The organism is Rhodococcus sp. NPDC057529, assembly GCF_042802055.1.
In the GTDB taxonomy this organism is placed as follows: Bacteria; Actinomycetota; Actinomycetes; order Mycobacteriales; family Mycobacteriaceae; genus Rhodococcus_F.
Window position 1 is genome coordinate 24,761 of the sequence record NZ_JBHVEY010000015.1, and the last position, 24,409, is coordinate 49,169.

Genomic DNA, 24,409 nt, shown 5'->3' on the forward strand with positions numbered 1-24,409 from the left:
ATCTATCGAACGGGTATCGGAGTGGGTGACACGGCAGGTCGGAGTCGTCGCGATGCCGACCGGATGACGGCGGCGACGAAGAATTGGAGGACGGCGAGCCCGGCGATCGTCGCGCCCGCGGCGGTGTCGGCGTTCCACGACACGATCAGTCCGGTGAGTGTCGCGGACCAGCCGAGCAGTACGGCAATGGCCATCGTGGCGCCGATCGACCTGCCGAACAGCGCCGCGGTGGCCGACGGCGCGACGAGGAGTCCGAACACGAGCAGGGTGCCGACGATGCGGAACGACGCGACCACGGCGAGGACCACCAGTGCGAGCAGGACGAGGTGCGCCCACCGCGGCCGCAGCCCCAGGGTGTGGGCCTTGCGTTCGTCGAAGACGAGGGCGACGAACGGGCGGTACGCGAGCACCGAGACGATCCCGGCGACCGCGGCCGCCGCGGCGAGCCAGATCAGGTCGCCGACTGTCGCGGACAGGACGTCACCGAAGAGGAAGGCGGTGAGATCGACCGCGAACGATCGTGCGCGCGAGACGATCACGACACCCAGTGCGAGCATGCCGACGAACAGCAGGCCGATCCCGGTGTCCTCGGACAGTCGCGAGTACTTCGACACCCACGCGACGCCGAGGATCATGACGATCGCGCTGGCGGCCGCGCCGACGAGGAGATTGGCGCCCGCGAGATAGGCGACGGCCACGCCGGGCAGCATGCCGTGCGAGATGGCCTCGCTCATGAAGGCCATGCCCCGCAACACGACCCACGTGCCGACGAGTCCGCACAGGACGGACACCAGCATGCCCGCGAACAGGGCGCGCTGGACGAAGGACACCGTCAGGGGGTCGAGTAGCCATTCCACTCTGCTAATCTAACGATAATGATTGTCGTAAGCGAAATCGCGGTCCGATACGGTTCGACCCCGGCGTTGAACGGTGTGAGTGTGTGCCTCACACCGGGCACCGTCACGGCCGTGGTGGGGCACAACGGTTCGGGGAAGTCGACACTCCTGCAGTGCCTCGCCGGCATCGCGCGTGTCACGTCGGGGCGGATCGACGGCACGGACGGGCTGCGCACGGCGTATGTGCCGCAACGACATGCGGTGAGCGAACAGCTACCGCTGACCGTGCGTGAGGTGGTGGCCATGGGCGCCTGGCAACGGCGTGGAGTGTGGCGGCGGCTCACCCCCGGCGACGGCGACACCGTCGACGCGGCACTGTCCAGGCTGGGTCTCGCGGATCTCGGCGCGCGGCCGATCGGCGCGCTCTCGGGCGGGCAGCGTCAACGCGCCCTGCTCGCGCAGGCGCTCGTGCAACGCGGCGACCTACTGCTCCTCGACGAGCCCACCACCGGACTCGACGCGCACGCCCGCGCGGTGATCGGAGACGTCGTCGGAGAAGAGGCCGCGCGGGGTGCGATCGTCGTCGTGGCCACACACGACTCCGGCGACGCGGAACGCGCCGATCAGGTGCTGACCCTGTCGGCGGGGATGCCGCTCACCCCACTTCGACGATGACGAGTTTGTTGCCGTCCGGATCGCGGAAGTAGAACATGGGCGGCACGTAGTCGCCCATCCGCAGAACCTCCGCATCCACGTCGACGCCGCCTGCCGACAGGGTGGCATGGTCGGCGTCGGCGTCCGAGGTGGTGAGCCGGATGCCCGTCTCGACGCCCACCGGGACACCGTCACGGGTCCGCACGAGCGCGATCGACGTCGCCGAACCCGGCGGCGCCACCTCCACCCAGCGCTGGCCGGGGCTGAACTCCGCATCCATGCGACGCTCGAAACCGAGTGTGCCCACATAGAATTCGAGTGACCGATCCTGATCGGTCACGGGAACCGCGACCGTGTGCACCCCGTTGATGTGGGTCTTGCCGTCTTCGGTCATGCCGTCCACCTCCCCGTCGGCAGGCGTCACGCCTGCTCGGCTGCCTTCTCGAGTTCGGCGACGTCGAGCTTGCGCATCTTCAGCATCGCCTGCATGGCACGCTGCGCCTTCGCGTCGTCGGGGTCGCGCATGAGTTCGTACAGCCGCTCCGGGACCACCTGCCAGGACACCCCGAAACGGTCCTTGACCCAACCGCATTGGCTTTCCTCTCCGCCGTCGGTGAAGGCGTCCCAGTACCGGTCCACTTCTTCCTGGTCGGCGCACAGGATCTCGAAGGAGATGGCCTCGTCGAACGTGAACTGCGGTCCTCCGTTGAGCGCGATGAACGGTTGTCCGTTGATCTCGAAGGACACGGTCAGCACCTGACCCTCCGGACCAGGAGTGTTCGGGCCGTAGTGGGTGACCTCCGTGATCCGCGAGTTCGGAAACAGGGAGGTGTAGAACTTCGCGGCCTCTTCGCCTCGAGTGTCGAACCAGAGACAGGGGGTGATGGGTTTCATGGCGCGTTCCTCTCGCGGGTCCTCGTCGGTTCATCCTCGCCGATATAGACCGCGCCTGCGCCCGAAACTCATCGGACCGCCCTCAGGTGTTCAGCGCACCGTCCGGGTGGACGAGATGGCGATCGCTCCGAGCAGTCCGACCAGGGCGAAAGCGTAGAACCCCCACGGGACCGCGTAGCCGGCGCCGAGCAGGACGCCGCCGAGGATGGGGCCGCAGATCGCGCCGACCCGGCCGACACCCGCCGACCAGCCGAGGGCGGTCGCACGGATCTGCGGCGGGTGGTTGGCGCTCGTGAACGCGTAGACGAGAACCTGTGCGCTGAACACGAAGCAGCCCGCGAGGAACACCAGGGCGTAGATTCCGAACGACACCTTGACGCTGAGCAGGGCGAGGAACACGGCGGCGCCCGCGAACCAGATGACGGCCGCGGTGCGCGGGCCGATCTTGTTGGCGACGCCGCCCGCGATCAGCAGTCCGACCACCGCGCCGGCGTTGAGGATCAGCAGGAACGTCAGCGACGCGCCGAGGTTGTAGCCCGCCTCGCGCATGATCGTCGGCAGCCACGTGTTGAGGCCGTAGACGAGCAGCAGTCCCATGAACGAGGTGACCCAGATGGCGATGCTGTTGCGCAGGAACGGTCGGGAGAACAGGGCACGCACCGGGTTGGCCGCCGCCGCGACGGGAGCGTCGGCGACCGGGGCGGCCTCCAGTTCCAGGCCGTACTGCTTCGCGACGGCCTCCGCCTCGGCGCGCTTGCCGTGCGCCAGCAGGTACGACGGGGATTCGGGGAGGTAGCGCAGCATCAGCGGAATCAGGACCACCGCGGGCAGGGCGCCGACGACGAACATCGAACGCCAGCCGAACGGTTCGATCAGCACGATCGCCAGCGCCGCGGTCGCGACGGCGCCGACGTGGTAACCGGTCATCAGTAGCGTCGAGGCGGAGCCGCCGCCCTGTTTCTTCGAGAACTCGTTGACGAGGGCGAGCGCGGTCGGCAGCGCGCCGCCGAGACCGACACCCGCGAGGAAGCGGAACAACCCGAACAGGAATGGGTTGGGCGCGACCGCGCAGAGAAGGGTGAGAACGGAGAACGCGGCCACCGCGTACAGGAGGGCCCGCCTGCGTCCGATGACGTCCGTGAGCGTGCCGATGACCAGCGCGCCGATGGTCATGCCGACCAGGCCGAACGTCGAGATGAACGTGATCGTTCCGGTGGTCAGATCCCAGTCCTCGTAGTCGAGGAGGGACGGGATGACGGCGCCGAGGACGACCAGGTCGAAGCCGTCGAGCAGCACGGCCACCCAGCAGAGAGGCGCGACCCAGAGGGCGGTGGAGGCGCGGGCGGCGCTTCGTTGGGAAGTGGTCATGATGTCCTCGACATTCGGTGATCTCCACAGGGTGTTCGCGATGCGAACCCTGGTTCTATAAGCGCACTCATTGTGTGGCGCGCCATAGTTGCCTGTCAAACATGGCCACTCCACAGGCGGGCGGTCCGCCGATCCTGGGCGTGCGCCCAACATCACCGCCGGTTGGTCAAGGCTTGGTAAACCCTGTGTGGATAATCGACCGGGTACCGAGTCGATGAGCCAGGACGGACTGTGAGAACCAACCACCAGGTGGCTACCAGCCGTCCGCGCGCCGCCGCGTCCCCGTCGACGGCCGGCGGCTACCGGTACGACCTCGACGGACTGCGCGGCATCGCGATCGCCCTGGTCGTCGTCTATCACGTGTGGTTCGGGCGGGTGTCCGGCGGCGTCGACATCTTCCTGGTGCTCTCCGGGTTCTTCTTCACCGGCATGCTCGTGCGCCGCGTGGATGCGAACTCCGGTCTGTCCATCGCCGCCGTCCTGCGGCGCACCGCCCGGCGACTGCTGCCCGCGCTGGTGGTGGTGGCGGCCGCGACGGCTGTCGTCACCGTCGTGCAGCGGCCATTCACGCAGTGGTCCGGGATCGCCGATCAACTCCTCGCGTCGCTGCTGTACGTGCAGAACTGGCAGCTGGCCCGGACCGCATCCGACTACGCTGCCGCCGACGCGTCGGTCAGTCCGCTGCAGCACCTGTGGTCGATGTCCGTGCAGGGGCAGTTCTACGTGCTCGCGCTCGCGGTGGTCGCGGGGGTGGCCTGGACGTGCCGGCGCCGGACCGGTCTCGTGCGGCCCCTGCTCGGCGGCATCCTCGGTGCGGGGTTCCTGGTGTCGTTCGGCTACGCCGCGGCGCTGTCGCAGGACCGGCAGTCGTGGGCGTACTTCGACACGTTCGCGCGACTGTGGGAGTTGCTCGCGGGCGCACTGCTCGCGCTCGTCGTGCACCGGGTCGACCTGCCCCGCGGGTGGCGGGTGGCTCTCGCGGTGTCGGGGTTCGCCGTCGTGCTCGGGTGCGGATTCCTCGTCGACGGCGCCGCCCTGTTCCCCGGACCGGCGGCCCTGATTCCGGTGGGCGCGGCGGTGGCGCTGATCCTCGCGGGTGCCGGACCGTCCGAGCAGCCGGGGGTCGTGAGGATGCTGGCGTCGCGGCCGTTCGTCGAACTCGGTGGCCTGGCGTATTCGCTGTACCTGTGGCACTGGCCGATTCTCATCTTCTACCTCACGAGGCGGGAGCGGCCCGCGGTCGGAGCGCTCGGGGGGCTCGCGGTCATCCTGGTGTCGCTGGTGCTGGCATGGCTCACCCAGCGGCTGATCGAAGTGCGGTTCCAGGGCGGGGCCCGTCCGGGACGCGCGCTCACCGCGCTGATCGCGATCCTCGGCGTCGCCGTGGTCGGTTCGGCGTCCGGCTGGCACGCGTACCTCGCCCGCAACCCGGAGACCACCGCGCGGGTCGGCGAGCTGGACCCGTGGCTGTACCCGGGCGCGGCGTCGCTGACCGATGGCGCGTTCGCGCCGCGCACCGACATGCGGCCCACCCTGCTCGAGGCGCCGGGAGATCTTCCGCCGCCGACCGTCGACGGCTGTATCTCCGATCTGAGCACCCGCGACGTCGTGACCTGCGTGTACGGCGACGTCACCGCCGATCGGACGATCGCCGTGGTGGGCAGTTCCCACGCCGAGCACTGGATGCCCGCGCTCGACCGCATCGGGCAGCAGCGCGGCATCCGTGTCGAGACCTATCTGAAGATGGGGTGCCCGCTGACCGTCGCGGACGTCCCGCTGCTCGCCGGCGAGCCGTATCCCGACTGCGGCGACTGGTCCCGCGACGTCCTGGACCGGCTGCGTGACCACCGGCCGGACTGGGTGTTCTCGACGTCCTCGCGTCCCAACGAGGAGGGGGCCGGCGACGTCACCCCCACCGACTACGTGGGCCTGTGGGAGCGGCTCGCCGATTTCGGGCTCCCGTTCCTCGGCATTCGCGACACCCCGTGGCTGCACCACGACGGCGTCCCGTATTCGGCGGTCGACTGCCTGGCCGACGGCGGCGACGCCGACAGTTGCGGACTGCCCCGCGACGACGTGCTGGCCCCGGACAACCCGACGGTCGAGGCGGCCCGCGACCTGCCGTCGGTGCATCCGCTCGACCTCACCGACGCCGTCTGTGACGTGGCGATCTGCCGTGCGGTGCAGGGAAACATCCTCGTCTACCACGATTCGCACCACCTCTCGGCGACGTACGTCCGGAGCCTCGCCCCCGAACTGGACCGGCAGGTCGGCATGGCCACCCGCTGGTGGTGACCGGGATACTGGCGGCATGTCCGAAGACGACCGCAGCATGCTGGGACGGGCATTCCTGGTGCTGGGGTCGTTCACGTCGGAACGTCCGCGGCTGTCGCAGTCGGAGCTGAGCCGTCGCACCGGGCTGCCGCTGCCCACCGTGCACCGGCTGTGCCGTCAGCTCGTCGCCAACGGCGCGCTCGAACGCGTCGACGACGGGCACTACGAGATCGGGGTGCGGCTGTGGGAGTTGGGTGCGCTCGCACCCCGCGCCCACGGGCTGCGCCAGGTGGCGTTGCCGTATCTCGAGGACCTGTACGAGGCGACACGCGAGAACGTGCAACTCGTGGTCCGGGAGGATCTCGAGGCGCTCTACATCGAACGGCTGTCGGCGCGCGGGGCCGTGACCGTCGTCGGCAGGGCCGGTGGCCGGCTGCCGCTGCACGCGTCGAGCGGCGGTCTCGTGCTGCTGGCGTTCGGCGGCAAGGACCTGCTCGACGGGGTCCTCGCGGCGGGCCTCGAACGCTTCACCCCGTCGACCATCACCACCGAACATCGGCTGCGCAGCACCCTCGACGACATCCGCCGGACCGGGTGGGTCACGTGCCGTGAACACCTCAACATCGGAACGCTCGCCGTGGCCGCGCCGGTGTCGCGGTCGACGGGGGAGGTGGTGGCCGCGGTGTCCGTCGTGGTTCCGGCGGAGAAGGATCCCGCGCCCCTGATCCCGGCCGTGCGGGCGGCGGCGCGGGGCATTTCCCGTGGCGTCGCGTAGCTCGTCTTTCACTCAGTGAAAGTAGGGGTGTTGCGGGCCGCTTCTTCGAAGGACAGTGACTGGTGTCACGAACTACGCGAGGAGTCTGCTTATGAACACACAGGTCGGGATCGTCGGCGGGGGCCCCGCAGGACTGATGCTCTCCCATCTCCTGCACCTGAAGGGCATCGAATCCGTCGTGCTCGAAAGCCGCACCCGCGAGGATGTGGAGGGCACCATCCGGGCCGGTGTGCTCGAGCAGAACACCGTCGACCTCATGGTCGACACCGGACTCGGCGACCGCGTCAAGCGTGAAGGACTCACCCACCACGGCATCGAACTGCGCTTCGGCGGCCGCGGCCACCGCATCGACTTCGACGAACTGACGGGCGGCCGCGCCGTCACCGTCTACCCGCAGCACGAGGTCCTGAAGGACCTCATCGCCCGGCGTCTCGAAGACGACGGCGACATCCGCTTCGGCGTCTCCGACGTACAGGTGCACGGCCACACCACCGACAACCCGAAGATCACGTACGTCGACGCCGCCGGCAACGAGCAAACCCTGACGTGCGCACTCGTCGCCGGCTGCGACGGCTCGCGGACCACGACCCGCGGCCTCATCCCCGAAACCACCGTGCGCACCGACCACTTCCGGCAGTACCCGTTCGCCTGGTTCGGCATCCTCGCCGAGGCTCCGCCGTCCTCCGAGGAACTGATCTACGCCAACCACCCGCGAGGCTTCGCGCTCATCAGCACCCGCACCCCCGACGTCCAGCGGCACTACCTGCAGGTCGACCCCGACGACTCCGTCGACAACTGGTCCGACGACCGCATCTGGTCCGAACTGCACGCCCGCGTCGACGGCGAAGGCGCGGAAATCAAGGACGGCAAGATCTTCCAGAAGTCGATCCTCCAGTTCCGCAGCTTCGTGTGCGAACCCATGCAGCACGGCAACCTCTTCCTCGCCGGCGACGCCGCCCACACCGTGCCCCCCACCGGCGCGAAGGGCATGAACCTCGCCATCGCCGACGTCTACTTCCTGTCCGAGGCGATGTCCGAGTACTTCGCCACCCGCAGTCGCGCCGGGCTCGAGGGCTACACCGACAGCGTCCTCCCGCGCGTGTGGCGGACCCAGCACTTCTCCTGGTGGATGTCCTCTATGCTGCACCGCCTCCCCGACGACACCGGCTTCGGCCACAAGCGGCAGGTCGCCGAACTCGACATGGTCACCCGCTCCGTCGCCGGTCGCACCCTCATCGCGGAGAACTACGTCGGCACACCGTTGCGCTGACTTTGCGCTGCCGCACCCGTGAGTACTTGTTAACCGCCGGCGGTTAACAAGTACTCACGGGTGGCGGAGCCGCAAGAAGGGGGCGAAGAGCCGGGCCGTGTTCGCGGACGCCGTCGCGGTGTCGTCCGGCGGGTTGGCGATGAAACTCAACGCAAGCCGGACGATGGCGTGCGCGAGGATGTCCGCGTCTTCGGGGGAGGCGTTCACCCACGACCGCTGCAACGTCTCGGCGAGCCGCTCGGCCGCGGGCCGGATGATGATGTCGCTGTCCGTGGTGATCAGGCGCAGCAGATCCTCGGGTGCCTGCCCCTGGTGCAGCGACCTCACCAGGGGATCGGCGCCGCTGAGTGCGAAGAACGTCGCGTAGCCTTGCCGCAGAGCGGTTGTCACGTCGTCGGGGTTGTCGTACAACGCGGACTCGATGACGGTGACGAGGCTGTCGGTCAGCCGAAGGGCGTATCCCTCCGCCAGGCCGCGCCGCGAGCGGAACTCCTTGTAGATCGTCTGCCTGCTCATGCCGGCGGCGACGGCGACGTCGGTCATGGTGATCGTCGGCCACGGACGTTCGAGGAGCAGTTCCCGCAGCGCATCGAGGGTCGTCTCCCGCATCAGCGACGTCGCGGCCAGCCGGTACCGGCTCTGACGTTCGGCGCGGTCGTGTGCGGACATGACGTCGATGCTAGCGGGCGGGGGTTGCCAGGCCTTCCCGCTCGCCGGCGAGCACGTCGGCGAGGGCGACCGACTCGTCAGCCAACGCGACGCGGTCGACGGTGCCTCCCCGGGCGATCATCGTGCGCACGGTCCGGAGGTCTCTTGGACGGCCGACGGCGATGGCCCCGACCGGCGTGTCCTTGCGCACCGCGACCGCCGTGAAATCGCGATCCGCGATCGAACCGCGGACCACGTAGTCGTCGTCGACACGGGTTTCGCCGGCGAACTGCACGGTGTGGCCGTACTGCGTGGACCACCCCCACGGAACGTCCGTGAACGGCGCGGGTTTGCCGAGGATGGAGTGCGCTGCGGCAATCCCTTGTGCCTGAGCGCCGTTCCAATGTTCGGAGCGATACCGCTCGTCGCCGCGCGCCCCGGGAACGTTGGCGGCGTCACCGGCGGCGAAGACGCCGGCGGCCGACGTCCGGAACAGCCCGTCGACGGTGATGCCGTTGTGGACCCGCAATCCCGCCGCGACGGCCAGCGACACCTCGGGGACGGTGCCGACCGACACGAGGACGGTCCCCGCACTCCAGGTGCGACCATCGGCCGCGGTGGCCAGGGCGGATCCGTGGTCGCCCACGTCCAGCGAGGCGAGCGTGACGTTCGTGCAGACGTTCACGTCGTTCTCGGAGTGCAGGGCGGCGATCATCGTCGAGACGTCCGGCGGCACGATGCGACTGAGGAGCGACGGGTCCCGTTCGAGAACGGTGACGTCCGCGCCCAGCGACCGCGCCGTCGCAGCGACCTCACATCCGATGAGACCACCGCCGATCACGAGAAGGGAACCGGTGCGCCGAATCGACTCCCGAAGCGAATCCGCATCGGCCATCGACCGAAGGGTGAAGACGTCCGCGCCGGAGACGCCGTCGAGTCGGCGTGCCCGGCCGCCGGTGGCGAGCAGCAGAGCACCGAAATGCAGTGTCTCGCCGGACGAGAGCGTCAGCACCTTCCGTCCGGCGTCGAGTTCGACTGCCGTTGCACCGGTGATCAGTTCGATGTCGTGTTCTGTCCAGAACGAATCGGGCTTCAGTGCCGTCTTCTCCGCCGCGGTGGCACCCGACAGCAGATCCTTCGACACCGTCGGGCGCCGATACGGGGGCGAGGGTTCGTCGCCGATCAGGACGACGCGCCCGCGGAAACCTTCCGAGCGGAGCGTCTGCGCGGCGCTCGCCCCGGCGACCCCGGACCCGACGATGACGACCGTCGACAATTCCGTGGAAGGACTCATGCCCGGCTGACCTCGACCATGTCGAAATCGGCCTTGGCGGCCCCGCAGTCGGGGCACGACCAGTCGTCGGGAATGTCGTCCCACCGGGTGCCCGGCTCGATGCCGTCCTCCGGCCAGCCCTCGGCCTCGTCGTACTCGAATCCGCACTGGGCGCAGCGGAAAAGCTTGAAATCGGTACTCATGTCATGCCACCTTCGTTTCGAAATCGATCTTCTCGCGGACCCCGCAGTCGGGGCAGCACCAGTCGTCGGGCACGTCGGCCCACGAGGTGCCGGCGGGGAATCCTTCACGGGGTGCGCCGGATGCTTCGTCGTAGACGTAGTCGCAGACCGGGCACTGGTAGGCGGCCATCACCGAACCCCGCCGTCGTACTTGGCCAGAACCTTCTCGCGCTTACCGGGTTGGATGTTCACGCGCGTGATGTCGCCGTCGTAGTGGTCGAGCACCCGGTGGTCCATCACCTTGCGCCACAGCGGCGGGAAGTACGCGAGCGTGATCATGCTGGCGTATCCGCTGGGCAGGTTGGGGGCGCCGTCCATGCTGCGCAGCGTCTGGTACCTCCGCGTCGGGTTCGCGTGGTGGTCGCTGTGTCGCTGCAGGTGGTACAGGAAGATGTTGGTCACGATGTGGTCGGAGTTCCAGCTGTGCTCGGGTGCGCAGCGCTCGTAGCGGCCGCGGGCCGTCTTCTGACGCATCAGGCCGTAGTGCTCGAGGTAGTTGACCGTTTCGAGGAGCGAGAAACCGTAGACGGCCTGGATGATCAGGAACGGGATGACGACCGGGCCGAATATCGCGATGAGCGCGCCGAACAGCACCACCGACATGAGCCACGCATTGAGAACGTCGTTGTGAATGCTCCACGTGCTCTTGCCGAGTCGGTGCATCCGGGTCTTCTCGAGCTCCCACGACGACTTCAGGCTTCCCCACACGCTGCGGGGCAGGAACGCCCAGAAGCTTTCTCCGAATCGTGAACTCGCCGGGTCCTCGGGTGTCGCGACCCGGACATGGTGTCCGCGGTTGTGCTCGATGTAGAAGTGGCCGTAAAAGGTCTGCGCGAGAGTGATCTTGGCCAGCCAGCGTTCGAGGTCGGTCTTCTTGTGACCCATCTCGTGGGCGGTGTTGATGCCGATGCCGCCCATGACGGCGACGCTGAACGCGACACCGATCTTCGACCACAGCCCGAGGCCGCCGTCGATGCCGAGCCAGGACAGGCTGTCCGCCGACCAGAGGTAGCACGCGAACACCAGGCTCGCCAGCTGGAACGGGATGAACACGTACGTGCAGTACCGGTAGTACCTGTCGTTCTCGAGCTGTTCCATCACTTCGTCGGGCGGGTTCTGGCCGTCGGGTCCGAAGAACCTGTCGAGCACCGGGAGCACGATGAACAGCAACAGCGCGCCGATCCACCACCACACCGGCGCCACCGCCGACCATCCGAGTTGGGTGAAGGCCCACACCAGTCCCGCGGCGAGGAACAGCGCGGTCGGGGGGATCAACCCCATCAGCCACAGGTAGCGCTTGCGGTCTCGCCAAGCGTCCGGGGGTGCTTCCTCTGTCGTCCTGCCGATATCCGACGTCGTCACGGTCCGAACCTCCTCGTTCAGTAGCTGTCGCGGTATGAACCAGCTCACTCTCATTTGGACAGTACACGTACTTCGATCCAAGATCTAGACAAAACTAGTGATTTGTAAATCCTGAGATGAGCAGTGCTCTAACACCGGGGTCACCCCGGCCGATAGAAAGTGCGACACCGTTTAATCATGTGGAGGAGGCACTCGATGTTCCGCGACCCCGGACTGCCCGACTGGCTCGAATTCGTTCTCGGCCTGCTCGGGTACCGCTGGTAGTCCTCTACTCCGGCGAGCGTGAGCGCGCCGCGAACGTCGCCGTCGACACGACGGTGAAAGCCAGCCCCCACCATTGGTGACCTGCGAATGCGACGAGCACGCCGGTCGCCGTGAACAGCACGGTCTGGGCGACCAGTCGCGCGGGGTTGGGTAGTCGTCGGGTCGATTTCGGGGCCATCGCGACGCCCCAGATCACGGCCGCTGCCACCGGGAGGAGCACCGCGAGTGCCACCTGCACGACCGTCGAGTTCGCGAGCGACCACCCCGCGACGGCGAGCAGGACCAGCATCGCGATCTCACAGGCGAACGCCACGACGTCGAGTACACCCACTCGTTGCGCGCCGGCTTCGCTCATCGGCCCAGCTTAGATGCGTGCGCTGCAGGCCGGGGCCCGTGAGTACTTGTTAACCACGGGCGGTTAACAAGTACTCACGGACGAAGCAAGGCGGCGACGCGGGAGAGCCGCGGCTCGTCGATCGAACCCTCCACGCAGCGTGCGAACAGCCACAGGTGTAGCCGCTCGCGGTCGAGGTCGAGCAGGCCGGCCATCCGGTTCGAGAATCCGACGGGGTCGGCGACGAGGCGGTCGACATGGTCGAGCATGTGCTGCAGCACGTCGTACGTCGGATCCCCCACATACGGTTTGGGATCGATCATCAGCCACGGCTCACGAGCGGCGGACAGCACGTTGTCGGGGTGAAGGTCCGTGCACAGCAGCCGCGACTGCGTTGCCGTCCGCGGTAATTCGCGGAACAGGTCCATACCGGTTCGCGCGAGGCCCGGGTCCAGGCGCGGTGCGCGGGCGAGTTTCTCCTCGAACTCGTCGGCCCACACGTCGCACATGCCGGCAAGCGGGCGGAACGGGTTGTCGGCGGCTGGTTCGATCCACAGCCCGCGCAGCAACCCGGCAATCACGACGTCCTGTTCCTCGGGCGGCCGGACGTCGGACAGCGGGGTGCCCGGTTCGCAGGATTCGAGGAGCAGCGCCGTGGTGTGGTCGAGCACGCGGTGGTCGAGCAGTCGGACGGCGCCGCAACCGTTCCACGCCGCGAGTCCGTCCGCCTCGTGCAGCGCCTCGTCGTGTCGCCAGCCGATCTTCAGCACCACGCGTTCGCCAGCGGTGGTGTGTGCCGGCGCCGTCCAGGACGTCACGCCGCCGGGTTGGAACGGGCGACCGACGTCCAGTGACCACGCTCGACTCACCGTTTCGACGACGGCAGGGAGGTCGGCCAGCCACGTTCGGCGCGGCGCGTCGGGGGCGTCGAACTCGGCCATCTCTCGCACGAGATTCGTCGGCAGTTCCAGATCCGGCACACCCGCATTGTGCCTCGCGCACTGTTCTGCAATCGCGCACCAGCGCAAACTAGAACCTGTTACATTCGCGGGAGGGGTGCTGCTTCTGGAACGAGGAGAGAGCCATGAGCTACCGCGTCGTCGAATGGTCCACCGGTACGGTCGGGCGTCACGCCATCGCAGGCATCGACGCCCGCGACGACCTCGAACTGGTCGGCGTGTGGGTGTCCGACCCGCAGAAGGTCGGGAAGGACGCCGGCGAACTGGCGGGGCTCGGCCGGGACCTCGGGGTGACGGCGACCGACGACAGGGCTGCGCTTCTCGCGTTGAAGCCGGATTGCATCGTGCACACCGCGATGACGGACGACCGCATCTTCGACGCCATCGAGGACCTGATCTCCTTCCTCGAGGCGGGCATCAACGTCGTGTCTTCGGGTCCGGTTCTGTTGCAGTACCCGATCGGGGTGGTCCCGGACGAACTCGTCGACCGCATCCGCAGTGCCGGCGAGCGGGGAGGTGCGAGTCTCCACGTGAACGGCATCGACCCCGGGTTCGCGAACGACGTTCTCCCGCTGGCCATGACGAGCCTGTCGCAGCGGATCGACGAGGTGCGATGCTCCGAAATCGCCGACTACTCCACCTACTACCAGCCGGTGGTGATGAGCGAGATCTTCGGCTTCGGCAAACCCGTCGAGGAGACGCCGATGCTGTTCCATCCGGGCGTGCTGTCGCTGGCATGGGGGAGCGTCGTCCGCCAGATCGCCGCCGGACTGGACCTCACCCTCGACGAACCGCTGGTCGAGAAGTTCGAACGGATCCCCGCCGAGGACGACCTGGACATCCTGTCGTGCCACATCGCGAAGGGGACAGTGGCGGCGGTGCGGTTCGAAGTCGTCGGCACCGTCGACGGAGTGCCGCGTGTTGTCCTCGAGCACGTCACCCGCACCCACCCCGACCAGCAACCGGACTGGCCGAAACCCACCCGCGGCGACGGGTGCTACCGCATCGACATCACGGGCGAACCGGTGATGACCGTCGAATTCAACCACCACGGCGAGCACGGCGACCACAACGTGTCGGGGATGATCGTCACCGCGATGCGCCTGGTGAATTCGGTGCGGGCGGTGGTCGAGGCGAAGCCGGGGCTGGTGACCGCACTCGACCTGCCGCTCGTGACCGGTCGCGGGTTGTGCGCTCCGCACCCGTGAGTACTTGTTAACCGCCCGACGTTAACAAGTACTCACAGGCCGAAGGCACGCAGCGCATCTCGGAGGCCGCTCGGGCGCTCCGCGAGGGGGACGGGTTCGACGAGCGCGAACGCGCAGCCCACGTTGCGGGCGGCGCCGTCGGCTTCCTCGCTGTCGCCGATCATCAAGGTGCGTCCGGGCTCGGAACCGAGTGCGGCGAGGGCGTGCTCGAAGATCTTCGGGTTCGGTTTGATCGCCCCCACCTCGAACGACAGCACGAACGCGTCGACGAGATGCTCGACTCCCAGGTCCGCGAACGCGGGCCGGATGTCGAACGCGATGTTGCTCAGCACCGCGACCTTCACTCCGCGGTCTTTCAGTGACGCAAGCACTTCCGCGGCGTCGGGATACGGGCTCCAGCAGCCCGGGTCGATCAGCCGCTCGTACAGCCCGACCGCCTGGTCCTCGTGCGCGACCCCCGACTTGCGGAGCACGTCGAGGTACGCCTGCCGGTGGAACCGTGGGTCGAGGTCGCGGTTGGTCCATGCGTGGTGTTCGGCGGCGTCCATCTCGACGGTTTGACCGACCGGTGCGGTCATGCGCCGCATCAATTCGGCCTGCTGGTGGAGGTCGAACGGTTCACCCTCGTGGTCGGTGAGGTCGGCCATCCAGCTGTCGTCCTCCTCCAGCCGGAACAGGGTGCCGGAGAAGTCGAAGATCACTGCGTCGAGTTCGGTGAGATCGGGAGCCACGTTGTCCAGGCTAACGCGCGTTGCGCGCGGTTTCAGGGTGAAGCCGGCGGGGTCAGCCGACGTCGAACTCACCCATCAGTGACCAGTCGGTGCCGTCGATCGAGGACGTACAGGTGCGGATCCTCCACGAGCCGATGCCCCCGCCGTGTCGGCGAGGGCATCGGGCGAGCGTGAAATCTAGTGCGTTTCGGCGAGTTCTGCGCCGATGCCGGTTTCGGCACGGACCAGCATTTCGGCGAACTTCTCGTCCCGGTCGGCCGACCGTCCGTGACGGCGTTCGGCGGCGAGCGAGCCGATCACGGCCGCGGCCAACCCGAGCGGCATCGTGATGATCACCGGCAGCTGAATGGTCAGCGGCGCGGGTCCACTGCCCAGCCAGAGCGCCTCGGTGAACATCAGGCTGACGACGGTGGATGTCAGTCCCACCGAGATTCCCCAGATGGCGCCGGTGCTGTTGAATCGCCGCCAGCCCAGGCTGAGCAGAAGGCTCGGCAGGTGCGCACTGCCTGCGACCATGAAGGCCATTCCCATGAAATAGGTGATGTTGGTGCTGTCGCCGATCGCCATCGTCAGTCCGATCGCGGCGACGCTGAACGCGACCGCCGCGTACCGGGCGACCTTGGCCTCGCGGGCGTCCTCCGTCTCCGTGTTCGCGTCGGCGGACTTCCGGCGGGTGAGCGTGGGCCACACGTCGTGGGCGAACGTTCCCGCGGCCGAGATCACGACGCCCGCGACGACGGCGACGATGCTCGCGAATGCCACGGCCGCCACCATGGCCAGTGCGATGGAACCGCCGATGGTGCCGACGCCTCCGCCGAGTTCCGTGACCAGCGTGGGTGCCGCGAGATTGCCGCCGGCGCCGACGCGATCCGCCCCGTCGGGACCGAGGAGCGCTGCGGTGCCGAAGCCCATCACGATGACGATCAGATAGAAGATGCTGCACAGCGCGACGGTCCAGCCGAGCGACTTTCGCGCGGTCGCAGCCTCGGGGACGGTGAAGAAGCGGATCAGGATGTGCGCCATGCCGGCCGTTCCGAGCGCGAACGCCAGGGAGTACGAGATCAGGTTGATCGCGCCGGTCTGCCCGAAGATCAGACCCGGCGAGAGGATTGCGTCTCCGGCGGCAGCGTTCGACGTGGCCGCCCCGAGCATGCCGGGGAAGCTGAAACCGAACTTCGCCAGGATTCCCAGGCACACCACGACCGCCAGGATCGACAGGATGGACGACTTGATCACCTGAACCCACGTGGTCGCGAGCATGCCGCCGACGAAGACGTAGATGCCCATGAGCGAACCGGCCACCACAACGGACAGGCCGAACGGGATCCCCGACACCGACTCGAGCAGCACCCCTGCCGCCACGAGTTGGGCGAGCAGCACGAAGGTGCCGGTGACGATGGTACTGAGCGCGACCACCACCCGGACCCGTCGGGCGCCGGTCCGGAACACCAGAACGTCGGCGAGAGTGAACTTTCCGACGTTGCGCATCTTCTCGGCGAGGAGGAAGAGGACGGGGAGGAACGAGACCACCGACGTGCAGAGAATGACGGCACCGTCGACGCCCTTGTAGAAGATCAACCCCGTGGTCCCGAGGAAACTGCCCGCGGAAATGAATTCGCCGGCGATCGCGAAACCGTTCTGCCACCCGGTGATCGAGCGGCCCGCGGCGAAGAACCCGGTGGCGCTGCGACTTCGGCGCGACGCAGCGAACGTCACCCACAACGTGAGGGAGATGACGGCGGCACAGATGCCGATGGCGAGGAAATCGGCGTCGCCGGTCATGAGGCATGCTCCTGATCACGTTGTGCGATGGCCAGGACGGCGGCATCGGCGGCGGGTTGGATGTAGGTGCGGGAGAGTCGGAAGTATGCGTACACCAGCACCCAGGTGCCGGCGAACTGGGAGAACACCACCCACAGCGACAGCGGAATGCCGAATGCCGTGTTGTCGCCCAGGAACTCGGGGAAGTAGGCGAATCCGACGAGGAAGCCGGCGAACATTACGATCGCGATCAGGCCGAGTGCGGTGGTGACGGCACGCCGCCGACGCCGCAGTTCGACGAACTCCGGCAGTGCGAGGATCGGCGACCATGCTCTCGCTGTGGTGGTGGGCGACTCGGTGGTCATGCGTTCACCGCCGCGCGCCGTGCCGAATCCAGGGCGAACCGATTCTCGTCCCAGCCCTCGGCCAGCGGCCCGAAGTAGTGGAAACGCACCTGCTTGACGCGATACAACCAGCGACCGTCGATCTTGACGGCCTCGTCGGTGTAACGGCCTGCGGCGATCGAGGCGGTGCCGTCGGTCACGCACGGCTGCCACAGGAACGAGCGGACGGTAGCGCGATCTCCGTCGAGGTCGATTTCCAGGTTGGTGATGAAGTGCCAGAACGCGGTGAGCCCACCGGGGGCGAGTCCGGCGAAGAACTCCCGCATCTCGATCTTGCCCTTCGGGTTGGACAATCCGTCGAATTCGCCGTCGTCGGTGAACAGGTCCATCAACGCGTCCCAGTTGCCGTCGTCGAGATGGCGGCAGTACTGCGCATCGAGGTATCGGATGGCCTCCAGGTCTTCCAGTCGGCCAATTCGTTCTTCGAGGGTGCTCAAGGCGGCATACCTCCACGGTGCGATGTGCGGAATGTGGGAAGCAGTCATTAACGACCGTTCATGTGATGGGGACCATAATCGACGTTGTGTCGCGGGTCAAGGGCGAGCGTCGCTCACGCGATTCCCGTCCGTCGAGGGTTGCTGAACAGCGATTTCCGGCCGGATCGTTGCCCGCGTCGCGTGCTGCCTCTACCCTCCGAGGGATGAACACTCGGTCAAGTAGTGCGGTGATTCCCCACGTCAGGCAGCGGATTCTGGACGCGGCGTTGGAGGAGTTCTACACCGCCGGCTTTCATGCCGCGACCATGCGAACCATCGCCAAACGTGCCGGGTGCAGCGCCGCCAACGTCTACAACCACTTCGACAACAAGGACGAACTCCTCGTCGAGATCCTGCGCGCCGCCAGCGACGAGCAGTTCACCGCCACCAGGAACGCCCTGCGCAAGGCGGGTGCCGCGCCCGCGGAGCAGTGGACGGCCGCGGTGGTCGCGCACTCGCTGTACACCGCACGCAACCAGCGCGCGTGCCTCGTGGCCAACACCGAACTGCGCTATCTCGACGAGGTCGACCGGAAACGGGTGGTGGGCTCGCGCGACGCCCAGGAGCACCTGTTCGTCACCATCGCCGAGGCGGGGGTGACGAGCGGTGACTTCGACGTCCCGCACGTCCACCAGGCGGTGACCGCGGTGCTGACCATGTGCGCAGGCATCGCGCTCTGGTACCGGCCGGACGGCACCCTGTCCGCGCAGGCGGTAGCGGATTCGTACGGCATCTACGCGCTCAACCTGGTGGGGTACCGCCCCGCCTGATTCAGGCAGGTTCGGCATTGACGGTGTGCTCCCGGCCGTGCTCTACTGGGTGAACAAGCGTTAATGTGATCCGAGTGCGGAACCGCGAGTTCCCCGTTTCACGCGCCCCGTAGTTCGAGTGGAGGAGTATCCATGACGCATCGGCCGTCGCAGCCGCGGACAGATTCACCGCGGTATCTCACCGAGGACCGTCTGGCGATCCGGGACCTGGCTCGCGAGTTCGCGATGACGCAGGTGCTGCCGGTCGCGAACGAGTTGGATCCGGTGCAGGGCACCATCCCGGACACGTTGAAGAAGGCGATGGCCGAGGTCGGGTTCTTCGGGATCATGATCCCGGAGGAGCACGGTGGTCTCGGGTTGGGGGTGTTCGAGTACTGCCTGGTCGCGGAGGAGTTGTCGCGGGCGTGGATGAGCGTGTCCGGGCTGCTGGCCCGCGGCAACGGGATGGGCGGCGGCTTCACCGCGGAGCAGGAGGCGGCGCTGCTGCCGAAGGTCGCGCGGGGTGAGTATCTGGGGGCGTACGCGTTGTCGGAGGCCGAGGCCGGATCGGATGTGGCGAACATTTCCTGCCGCGCGACCCGCGACGGCGACGAGTGGGTGGTCAGTGGTACGAAGATGTGGTGCACGTACGCCGACGAGGCTGATTATCTGGTGTTGTTCGCGCGCACCGATCCGAACAAGGATCCGGCGAAGCCGCACCGGGGGATCAGCGCGTTCCTGATCGACAAGCAGCGCGGTGGGTTCCCGGCGGGGATCAGCGGGACGAAGATCCGCAAGATCGGGTACTTCGGGTGGAACACGTGGGAGCTGTCGTTCGACAATTTCCGAGTCCCGGCGTCCGCGATGCTCGGGGAGGAGGGCAAGGGTTTCTACCTGGCGGTGTCCGGCCTGGAGGTGGGGCGGGCGCATACCGCGGCGCGGGCGATCGGGTTGGCGCGGGCGGCGTTGGAGGATTCGATCGCGTATCTGCACACCCGGCGTCAGTTCGGGCGCGAGTTGGCGGATTTTCAGCATCTGCGGTTCAAGGTTGCGGCGATGGCCGCCGATATCGAGGCGGCGCGGCAGTTGATGTATGCGGTGGCCACCGATATCGGTACCGGTCGGCGGTGTTCGCTGGAGGCGTCGATGTGCAAGTTGGTGGCGACGGAGATGGCGGAGCGGGTGACCAGTGAGGCGGTGCAGATCCACGGCGGTGCCGGGTACACCACCGATTTCCAGGTGGAGCGGCACTGGCGCGATGCCCGGTTGACGAAGATCTTCGAGGGCACCAGCGAGATCCAGATGCGGATCATCTCCGACGAACTGCTGGGGAGGGCGGCCGAATGAGCACACTCACCACGAGCATCGCTGTCGGCGATCGCACTGTGAGCGAACCAAGGCGAGTGTCCGAACTCGCACTGTCCCTGCCGGAACCGTCGTTGACGGGAATCGTTCTCGCGGGAATGCTCACTCCCCGGCCGACCGCCGAAGCCACCCGCACCGGGCTGCAATGGAATGCGGAGTGCGCGGTGACGGGTCCCGACGTCGTCCACGTCGAGTCCGTTGTCACGCGGGTCGAGCAGTCGGCGGACGGAGCAGTTCTCGACCGCCACGTGCGGCTGGTCGACCACGGTGGGTCGGTCCGCGAGCAGGGTATCGAGACGTGGCGCCTGCCCGACCCCGCCGGCGTCCGATACGACCCGGCGGTGGACTTCTGCACCCCCGTCTGGGGAGAGGTTCTCCGAGAATCGCTCTCCGCCGATCCTGCCTTCGCGTCCGCGCTGGCGACGTGGGACGGCACGGTGGGTCTGCGCTGCACCGACGCCTCGGGCGGGCCCCGGGAGGTGCACCTGCGGATCTACCGCGGCCGGATCATCGACGTCGCGCGCCGCGTCCCGGGTGGGGCCACGTTCACGCTCGTCATCCCGGCCGTGACGTGGGTCGACCTGGTGGTCGCCGAACACAACGACTTCATGCGCCGCGCGATCAGCGGTGAATTCTCCTCCAGCGGTGATGGGTACGAGTACCTGCGACTCACCAAGCCGCTCGACATCGTCATCGCCCATGCCCGCGCCGCCGCACGTGAGTGGCAAAGCGTGTCGGGGCACACTTTGCCACTCACGTGCGGAAGGGAGGCCCGGTCATGATCGAGGCCCGGTACCTGGACATCGACGGCGCGCTCGGCTTCGTCGAAATCGTCACCCCCGACAATCGTCGGGACATCGAAACACCCACCGTCCTGTGCCTGCACACCGCCGGGCAGAGCGGAGTCCAGTGGCGCCACGCCGCATCCGCACTGGCCGACCGCGGCTACCGGGTGATCGTCCCCGACCTTCCGGGCCACGGGCGTTCCGAGCCCGCCGTCGACGGCCCGATCACCAGCATCGTGGTGTTCGCGGACTGGCTCGGGAAGGTCCTCGACGCCCTCGCCGTCGAACGGCCGTTCGTGATGGGATGTTCCATCGGGGGCAAGCTGACCCTCGAACTCGCGACACGGACATCCAGGCCGCTCGCCGGAGCGATCGCGATGGAGGCGGAGGCAGGCCCGGGCCGCGTCAACGTCGGCGGATTGCGTCGCGAACTCGAGGACGTCGCCGGACCCAGCCGCGCCGACCGCACGTATCTGGGCACGCTGGCGTCCATCGGGCGCTCCGTGCCCGAAGCGCAGGCCCGCCTGATCGCCACGATGCACAAGCGCGAGGATCCGGAGATCTCGTCCTCGGACCTCATCGCCTGGGGAACGCACGACGTGCGGGACCGTCTCGCCGACATCACGTGCCCCATCAGGCTCGTCGCCGGTGCGCAGGACCCGTGGATCCAGGCCGGACTCGTCGAGCAGGCCGCCACGCGAATCGAAGCCACTCGGCCGGGATCGACGGCGTTCACCCTGCTCGACGACATCGGTCACTACCCCATGGAGGAGATCGACGATTTCGCGTCGGTGGCGGACGACTGGCTGACGGAACTGCGCGCCGCGGCGGTGCTCTCGTGACGGCGCACGACACGGCCACGCGCCGTGACACTCTCGCCGCGCTGCTCGACGAACTCGTGACGGCCGACCCGACGGCCCCCGCCACGATCGACGTCGTCGACGGCGAACCGATCGTCTCGGGCCGCGCCGACCTCCGCGACCGCGTCGATACACTGAAGTCGGAACTTGCAACGGTCGGTGTGCGCCGCGGCCAGTGCGTGGCTGTACTGCTGCCGAACTGGTCCGATGCCATCGTCTGGCAGCTCGCCTCGTCGGCGGTCGGAGCACACGTCATCGGTGTGAACACCCGGTACAACACGCACGAGATCGCGCACATCCTCACCTCCGCGCGACCCGCGGTGGTGGCCGTGGCCGACCACTTCCACGGCCTCGACCTGTTCGGGCGGCTCGAAGAGGCGCAGCAGTCCGTCGACCTGCCGGCACCGGCGGTCGCGGTGGTGCGCGGCCCCGCGGCCGCGGGCGAGGCTCCCGATCCGACGCGATTCGACCTCGGCGGCGGCGCCTGGACCGCGGGCAGCGCGGACGCCGGCGATGTTCGGGCGCCGGAGACACCCGACATGGCCACCACGACCGCCGCGGGCGGGCGGGCGGACCTCGGCGACCCGCTCGCAGTCGCGTTCACCACGTCCGGCTCCACCGGCGTTCCGAAACTCGCGGCCCATCGGGAATCCGCGGTGGTCCGGCACGCCCGCGCCGACGCCGTCGTCCTCGACGTCGAGCCCGGCGACGTCACGCTCTGTGTGCTGCCGGTGTCGGGCGTGTTCGGATTCAGCACGGCCCTGGCGACTCTCGCCGGCGGCGGCGCCCTGCTGATGGAACCCGTCTTCGAGGCCGCGTCCACGCTGGGCCGCATGCAGTCGCTGAAGGTGACACACGTGGTCGGCGGCGACGACCTCTTCACCCGTCTCCTGGACACGTGGCAGGGGGGTGACCGCGCCGACCTGTCGTCGTTGAAGCGGCTCGGGATCGCCGACTTCCTCGGCCGTTCGCACGAGGTGGCCGCATGGGTCCGGGACGAATTCGACGCCGTCACCACGGGTGTCTTCGGGTCCTCCGAGGTGTTCGCCCTGATGCTGCTGTGGGATGTCACCGATCCGGAAGCCGTGCGCTGGAACGGCGGCGGGCGTCCGGTGGGCCCCGCCATCGAGATCCGGATAGCCGACCCCCTGGACGATTCCGTTCTCCCCGACGGCGAGCAGGGCGAGCTTCAGGTGCGCGGACCGAACGTCGTCGACGCGTACCTCGGCAATCCGGATGCGGCCGCGCGAGCATTCACGTCGGACGGATGGTTCCGCAGCGGCGACCTGGCCGTCGCGACCGGCGACGGCGGCTATACCTACGTGTGCCGGATGGGGGATGTGCTCCGGCTGCGCGGATTCCTCGTGGATCCGGCCGAGATCGAGCACCGGATCGCCGAACACGACGGCGTCCACCTCACGAAGGTCGTGGGCATCACCGGGACCCGCGGATACACCGAAGCCGTCGCGTTCGTCGTCCCGGCCGAGAACACCGACGTCGACGCCGCCGAGCTCAAGTCGTGGTGCGCAGAGTCGTTGGCGGCGTTCAAGGTTCCCGCCGCCGTGCACATGATCGAGGAAATGCCGACCACCGTGGGCGGCAACGGAGCCAAGATCCGAGCGGTCGAACTGCGCGAATGGGCGCAGCGCTGGACCGATCACGAAAGGGATTTCCGCAGTGCCTGAAAACTCGAACACGAAGGCGACCGATGTCGTCGTCTGTGAGCCCCTCCGCACCCCCGTCGGCAGATACGGCGGCCAGTTCACGGACGTTCCCGCCGCCGACCTCGGCGCCCGTGTGGTGTCCGAACTGCTCGACCGCACCGGAGTGGATCCGGGCAGCATCGACGACGTGATCTTCGGTCAGTGCTACCCGAACGGCGAGGCACCCGCCATCGGCCGCGTCGTGGCCCTCGATGCGGGGATGCCGGTGACGGTTCCCGGTCAACAACTCGACCGTCGCTGCGGATCGGGTCTGCAGGCCGTGCTCGACGCAGCGATGCGGGTACAGACGGGGATCGCCGAACTGGTGATCGCCGGCGGCGTGGAGTCGATGAGCCGCGCCGAGTACTACACCGAGGCGATGCGCTGGGGAGCCAAGGGCGCCCCGGCCGCGCTCCACGACCGGCTCGCCCGCGGTCGCGTCACCGCAGGTGGCCGCAACTACCCGGTGCCGGGCGGCATGCTCGAGACGGCGGAGAACCTGCGCCGCAGGTATGGCATCAGCCGCGGGGAACAGGACGAACTCGCGGTGAGTTCCCATCACCGGGCGGTCGCCGCCATCGACTCGGGAACGTTCGCCGAGGAGATCGTGCCGGTGGAAGTTCCTGTCCGCAAGGGTGATCCGCGGGTCGTCGACCGGGACGAGCATCCCCGAGCCGACACGACGATCGAGTCGCTCGCTCGGCTGCGACCCATCATGGGCAGCACCGACCCCGACGCGACCGTCACCGCAGGCAACGCCAGCGGACAGAACGACGGTGCGGCGGCGTGCCTCGTCACCACCCGGGCACAGGCGGAACGGTTGGGACTCCGGCCGCTCGCCCGCCTGGTCACCTGGGCGGTGGCCGGCGTGGAGCCGTCCGAGATGGGAATCGGACCGGTGCCGTCCACCGAACGGGCCCTGAAACGCGCCGGGCTGACGCTCGCCGACATCGACCTCATCGAACTGAACGAGGCCTTTGCAGCGCAGGCGCTGGCCGTCACACGCGAATGGAATTTCGGTGCACAAGATTTCGACCGCACCAACGTCAACGGTTCGGGAATCTCGCTCGGGCATCCCGTCGGCGCTACGGGAGTGCGGATCCTCACCACACTCCTGCGCGAGATGGACCGTCGCGGAGTCCGTTACGGTCTCGAGACGATGTGTATCGGCGGCGGCCAGGGGCTGACCGCGATCTTCGAGAGGGTCTGACCCC

General features: G+C 68.0%; 26 protein-coding genes. 11 read left to right on the forward strand and 15 right to left on the reverse strand.

Features of this window, described 5'->3' with window-relative positions; all coding sequences use genetic code 11:
* Window positions 1-2 precede the first annotated feature (2 nt).
* Window positions 3-857, reverse strand: a complete 855-nt coding sequence (gene aztB, locus ACFU5V_RS27100) for a zinc ABC transporter permease AztB (RefSeq protein WP_378703023.1) — start codon at window positions 855-857, stop codon at window positions 3-5.
* A gap of 18 nt (window positions 858-875) precedes the next feature.
* Between aztB and aztA the strand changes: the two genes are divergently transcribed.
* Window positions 876-1,511 (forward strand): zinc ABC transporter ATP-binding protein AztA, encoded by a 636-nt coding sequence (aztA, locus tag ACFU5V_RS27105; protein WP_378703024.1) that lies wholly within the window; start codon window positions 876-878, stop codon window positions 1,509-1,511.
* On the opposite strand, the gene ACFU5V_RS27110 is transcribed toward aztA, so the two are convergent.
* The 3 genes from ACFU5V_RS27110 to ACFU5V_RS27120 all read right to left on the reverse strand — a co-directional run bounded on the left by ACFU5V_RS27110 (window position 1,492) and on the right by ACFU5V_RS27120 (window position 3,752).
* Window positions 1,492-1,884: a VOC family protein gene (locus ACFU5V_RS27110; protein ID WP_378703025.1), complete on the reverse strand. Its 393-nt coding sequence runs from the start codon at window positions 1,882-1,884 to the stop codon at window positions 1,492-1,494. The two genes, aztA and ACFU5V_RS27110, sit on opposite strands and share 20 nt — an antisense overlap.
* Window positions 1,885-1,910: 26 nt before the next feature.
* Entirely contained in the window at window positions 1,911-2,384 is a 474-nt protein-coding gene (locus ACFU5V_RS27115; RefSeq protein WP_124393880.1) for a VOC family protein, read from the reverse strand.
* A gap of 90 nt (window positions 2,385-2,474) precedes the next feature.
* Complete coding sequence (locus tag ACFU5V_RS27120; protein ID WP_378703026.1) at window positions 2,475-3,752, reverse strand: MFS transporter; 1,278 nt, start codon at window positions 3,750-3,752, stop codon at window positions 2,475-2,477.
* Between the two features lie 231 nt (window positions 3,753-3,983).
* Here ACFU5V_RS27120 and ACFU5V_RS27125 point away from each other — a divergent pair, with 231 nt between their 5' ends.
* From ACFU5V_RS27125 to ACFU5V_RS27135, 3 genes are all read left to right on the forward strand, one after another.
* Window positions 3,984-6,047 (forward strand): acyltransferase family protein, encoded by a 2,064-nt coding sequence (locus ACFU5V_RS27125; protein WP_378703027.1) that lies wholly within the window; start codon window positions 3,984-3,986, stop codon window positions 6,045-6,047.
* A 16-nt stretch (window positions 6,048-6,063) separates the two neighbouring features.
* The gene (locus ACFU5V_RS27130) at window positions 6,064-6,801 is read left to right on the forward strand and encodes an IclR family transcriptional regulator (protein ID WP_095862281.1); all 738 of its coding nucleotides are present in this window, start codon (window positions 6,064-6,066) and stop codon (window positions 6,799-6,801) included.
* A gap of 91 nt (window positions 6,802-6,892) precedes the next feature.
* Window positions 6,893-8,071, forward strand: coding sequence for a 4-hydroxybenzoate 3-monooxygenase (locus ACFU5V_RS27135; RefSeq protein WP_378703028.1), 1,179 nt, complete (start codon window positions 6,893-6,895; stop codon window positions 8,069-8,071).
* Window positions 8,072-8,125: 54 nt separating this feature from the next.
* Here the strand turns inward: ACFU5V_RS27135 and ACFU5V_RS27140 are convergent, their stop codons facing one another.
* The 7 genes from ACFU5V_RS27140 to ACFU5V_RS27170 all read right to left on the reverse strand — a co-directional run bounded on the left by ACFU5V_RS27140 (window position 8,126) and on the right by ACFU5V_RS27170 (window position 13,174).
* On the reverse strand, window positions 8,126-8,740 hold the full coding sequence (locus ACFU5V_RS27140) for a TetR family transcriptional regulator (protein WP_378703029.1): 615 nt from the start codon (window positions 8,738-8,740) through the stop codon (window positions 8,126-8,128).
* Window positions 8,741-8,750: 10 nt separating this feature from the next.
* Window positions 8,751-10,013, reverse strand: coding sequence for an NAD(P)/FAD-dependent oxidoreductase (locus tag ACFU5V_RS27145; RefSeq protein ID WP_378703030.1), 1,263 nt, complete (start codon window positions 10,011-10,013; stop codon window positions 8,751-8,753).
* Window positions 10,010-10,195 (reverse strand): rubredoxin, encoded by a 186-nt coding sequence (locus ACFU5V_RS27150; protein ID WP_012689462.1) that lies wholly within the window; start codon window positions 10,193-10,195, stop codon window positions 10,010-10,012. Before ACFU5V_RS27150 ends, ACFU5V_RS27145 begins: the two co-directional genes overlap by 4 nt.
* 1 nt (window position 10,196) lies before the next feature.
* Entirely contained in the window at window positions 10,197-10,364 is a 168-nt protein-coding gene (locus tag ACFU5V_RS27155) for a rubredoxin (RefSeq protein WP_378703031.1), read from the reverse strand.
* A complete protein-coding gene (locus tag ACFU5V_RS27160) occupies window positions 10,364-11,596 on the reverse strand; it encodes a fatty acid desaturase (protein WP_378703032.1) in 1,233 nt (410 codons plus the stop codon). The genes ACFU5V_RS27155 and ACFU5V_RS27160 overlap by 1 nt, the downstream gene beginning before the upstream one ends.
* A 268-nt stretch (window positions 11,597-11,864) precedes the next feature.
* Window positions 11,865-12,215 (reverse strand): YrdB family protein, encoded by a 351-nt coding sequence (locus ACFU5V_RS27165; RefSeq protein ID WP_378703033.1) that lies wholly within the window; start codon window positions 12,213-12,215, stop codon window positions 11,865-11,867.
* Window positions 12,216-12,289: 74 nt separating this feature from the next.
* The gene (locus tag ACFU5V_RS27170) at window positions 12,290-13,174 is read right to left on the reverse strand and encodes an aminoglycoside phosphotransferase family protein (RefSeq protein ID WP_378703034.1); all 885 of its coding nucleotides are present in this window, start codon (window positions 13,172-13,174) and stop codon (window positions 12,290-12,292) included.
* 104 nt (window positions 13,175-13,278) lie between these two features.
* On the opposite strand from ACFU5V_RS27170, the gene ACFU5V_RS27175 reads away from it, so the two are divergent.
* The gene (locus ACFU5V_RS27175) at window positions 13,279-14,361 is read left to right on the forward strand and encodes a diacylglycerol kinase (protein ID WP_378703035.1); all 1,083 of its coding nucleotides are present in this window, start codon (window positions 13,279-13,281) and stop codon (window positions 14,359-14,361) included.
* A 32-nt stretch (window positions 14,362-14,393) separates the two neighbouring features.
* On the opposite strand, the gene ACFU5V_RS27180 is transcribed toward ACFU5V_RS27175, so the two are convergent.
* The 4 genes from ACFU5V_RS27180 to ACFU5V_RS27195 form a co-directional block, all read right to left on the reverse strand.
* Window positions 14,394-15,092 carry an HAD family hydrolase gene (locus ACFU5V_RS27180; protein WP_378703036.1) on the reverse strand — a complete coding sequence of 233 codons (699 nt, stop codon included), beginning with the start codon at window positions 15,090-15,092 and terminating at the stop codon, window positions 14,394-14,396.
* A gap of 177 nt (window positions 15,093-15,269) precedes the next feature.
* The gene (locus ACFU5V_RS27185) at window positions 15,270-16,874 is read right to left on the reverse strand and encodes a cation acetate symporter (RefSeq protein ID WP_378703037.1); all 1,605 of its coding nucleotides are present in this window, start codon (window positions 16,872-16,874) and stop codon (window positions 15,270-15,272) included.
* Window positions 16,871-17,218, reverse strand: a complete 348-nt coding sequence (locus ACFU5V_RS27190) for a DUF485 domain-containing protein (RefSeq protein ID WP_378703038.1) — start codon at window positions 17,216-17,218, stop codon at window positions 16,871-16,873. The genes ACFU5V_RS27185 and ACFU5V_RS27190 overlap by 4 nt, the downstream gene beginning before the upstream one ends.
* On the reverse strand, window positions 17,215-17,694 hold the full coding sequence (locus ACFU5V_RS27195; protein ID WP_378703039.1) for a nuclear transport factor 2 family protein: 480 nt from the start codon (window positions 17,692-17,694) through the stop codon (window positions 17,215-17,217). The genes ACFU5V_RS27190 and ACFU5V_RS27195 overlap by 4 nt, the downstream gene beginning before the upstream one ends.
* Before the next feature lie 203 nt (window positions 17,695-17,897).
* Between ACFU5V_RS27195 and ACFU5V_RS27200 the strand changes: the two genes are divergently transcribed.
* The 6 genes from ACFU5V_RS27200 (at window position 17,898) to ACFU5V_RS27225 (ending at window position 24,405) form a co-directional block, all read left to right on the forward strand.
* Entirely contained in the window at window positions 17,898-18,503 is a 606-nt protein-coding gene (locus ACFU5V_RS27200) for a TetR/AcrR family transcriptional regulator (protein ID WP_378703040.1), read from the forward strand.
* A gap of 132 nt (window positions 18,504-18,635) precedes the next feature.
* Window positions 18,636-19,829 (forward strand): acyl-CoA dehydrogenase family protein, encoded by a 1,194-nt coding sequence (locus tag ACFU5V_RS27205; protein WP_378703041.1) that lies wholly within the window; start codon window positions 18,636-18,638, stop codon window positions 19,827-19,829.
* Window positions 19,826-20,629 (forward strand): hypothetical protein, encoded by an 804-nt coding sequence (locus ACFU5V_RS27210; protein ID WP_378703042.1) that lies wholly within the window; start codon window positions 19,826-19,828, stop codon window positions 20,627-20,629. Before ACFU5V_RS27205 ends, ACFU5V_RS27210 begins: the two co-directional genes overlap by 4 nt.
* A complete protein-coding gene (locus tag ACFU5V_RS27215; protein ID WP_378703043.1) occupies window positions 20,626-21,474 on the forward strand; it encodes an alpha/beta fold hydrolase in 849 nt (282 codons plus the stop codon). Before ACFU5V_RS27210 ends, ACFU5V_RS27215 begins: the two co-directional genes overlap by 4 nt.
* The gene (locus ACFU5V_RS27220) at window positions 21,471-23,177 is read left to right on the forward strand and encodes an AMP-binding protein (protein ID WP_378703044.1); all 1,707 of its coding nucleotides are present in this window, start codon (window positions 21,471-21,473) and stop codon (window positions 23,175-23,177) included. The genes ACFU5V_RS27215 and ACFU5V_RS27220 overlap by 4 nt, the downstream gene beginning before the upstream one ends.
* A complete protein-coding gene (locus ACFU5V_RS27225; RefSeq protein WP_378703045.1) occupies window positions 23,170-24,405 on the forward strand; it encodes an acetyl-CoA C-acetyltransferase in 1,236 nt (411 codons plus the stop codon). Before ACFU5V_RS27220 ends, ACFU5V_RS27225 begins: the two co-directional genes overlap by 8 nt.
* Window positions 24,406-24,409: the final 4 nt, after the last annotated feature.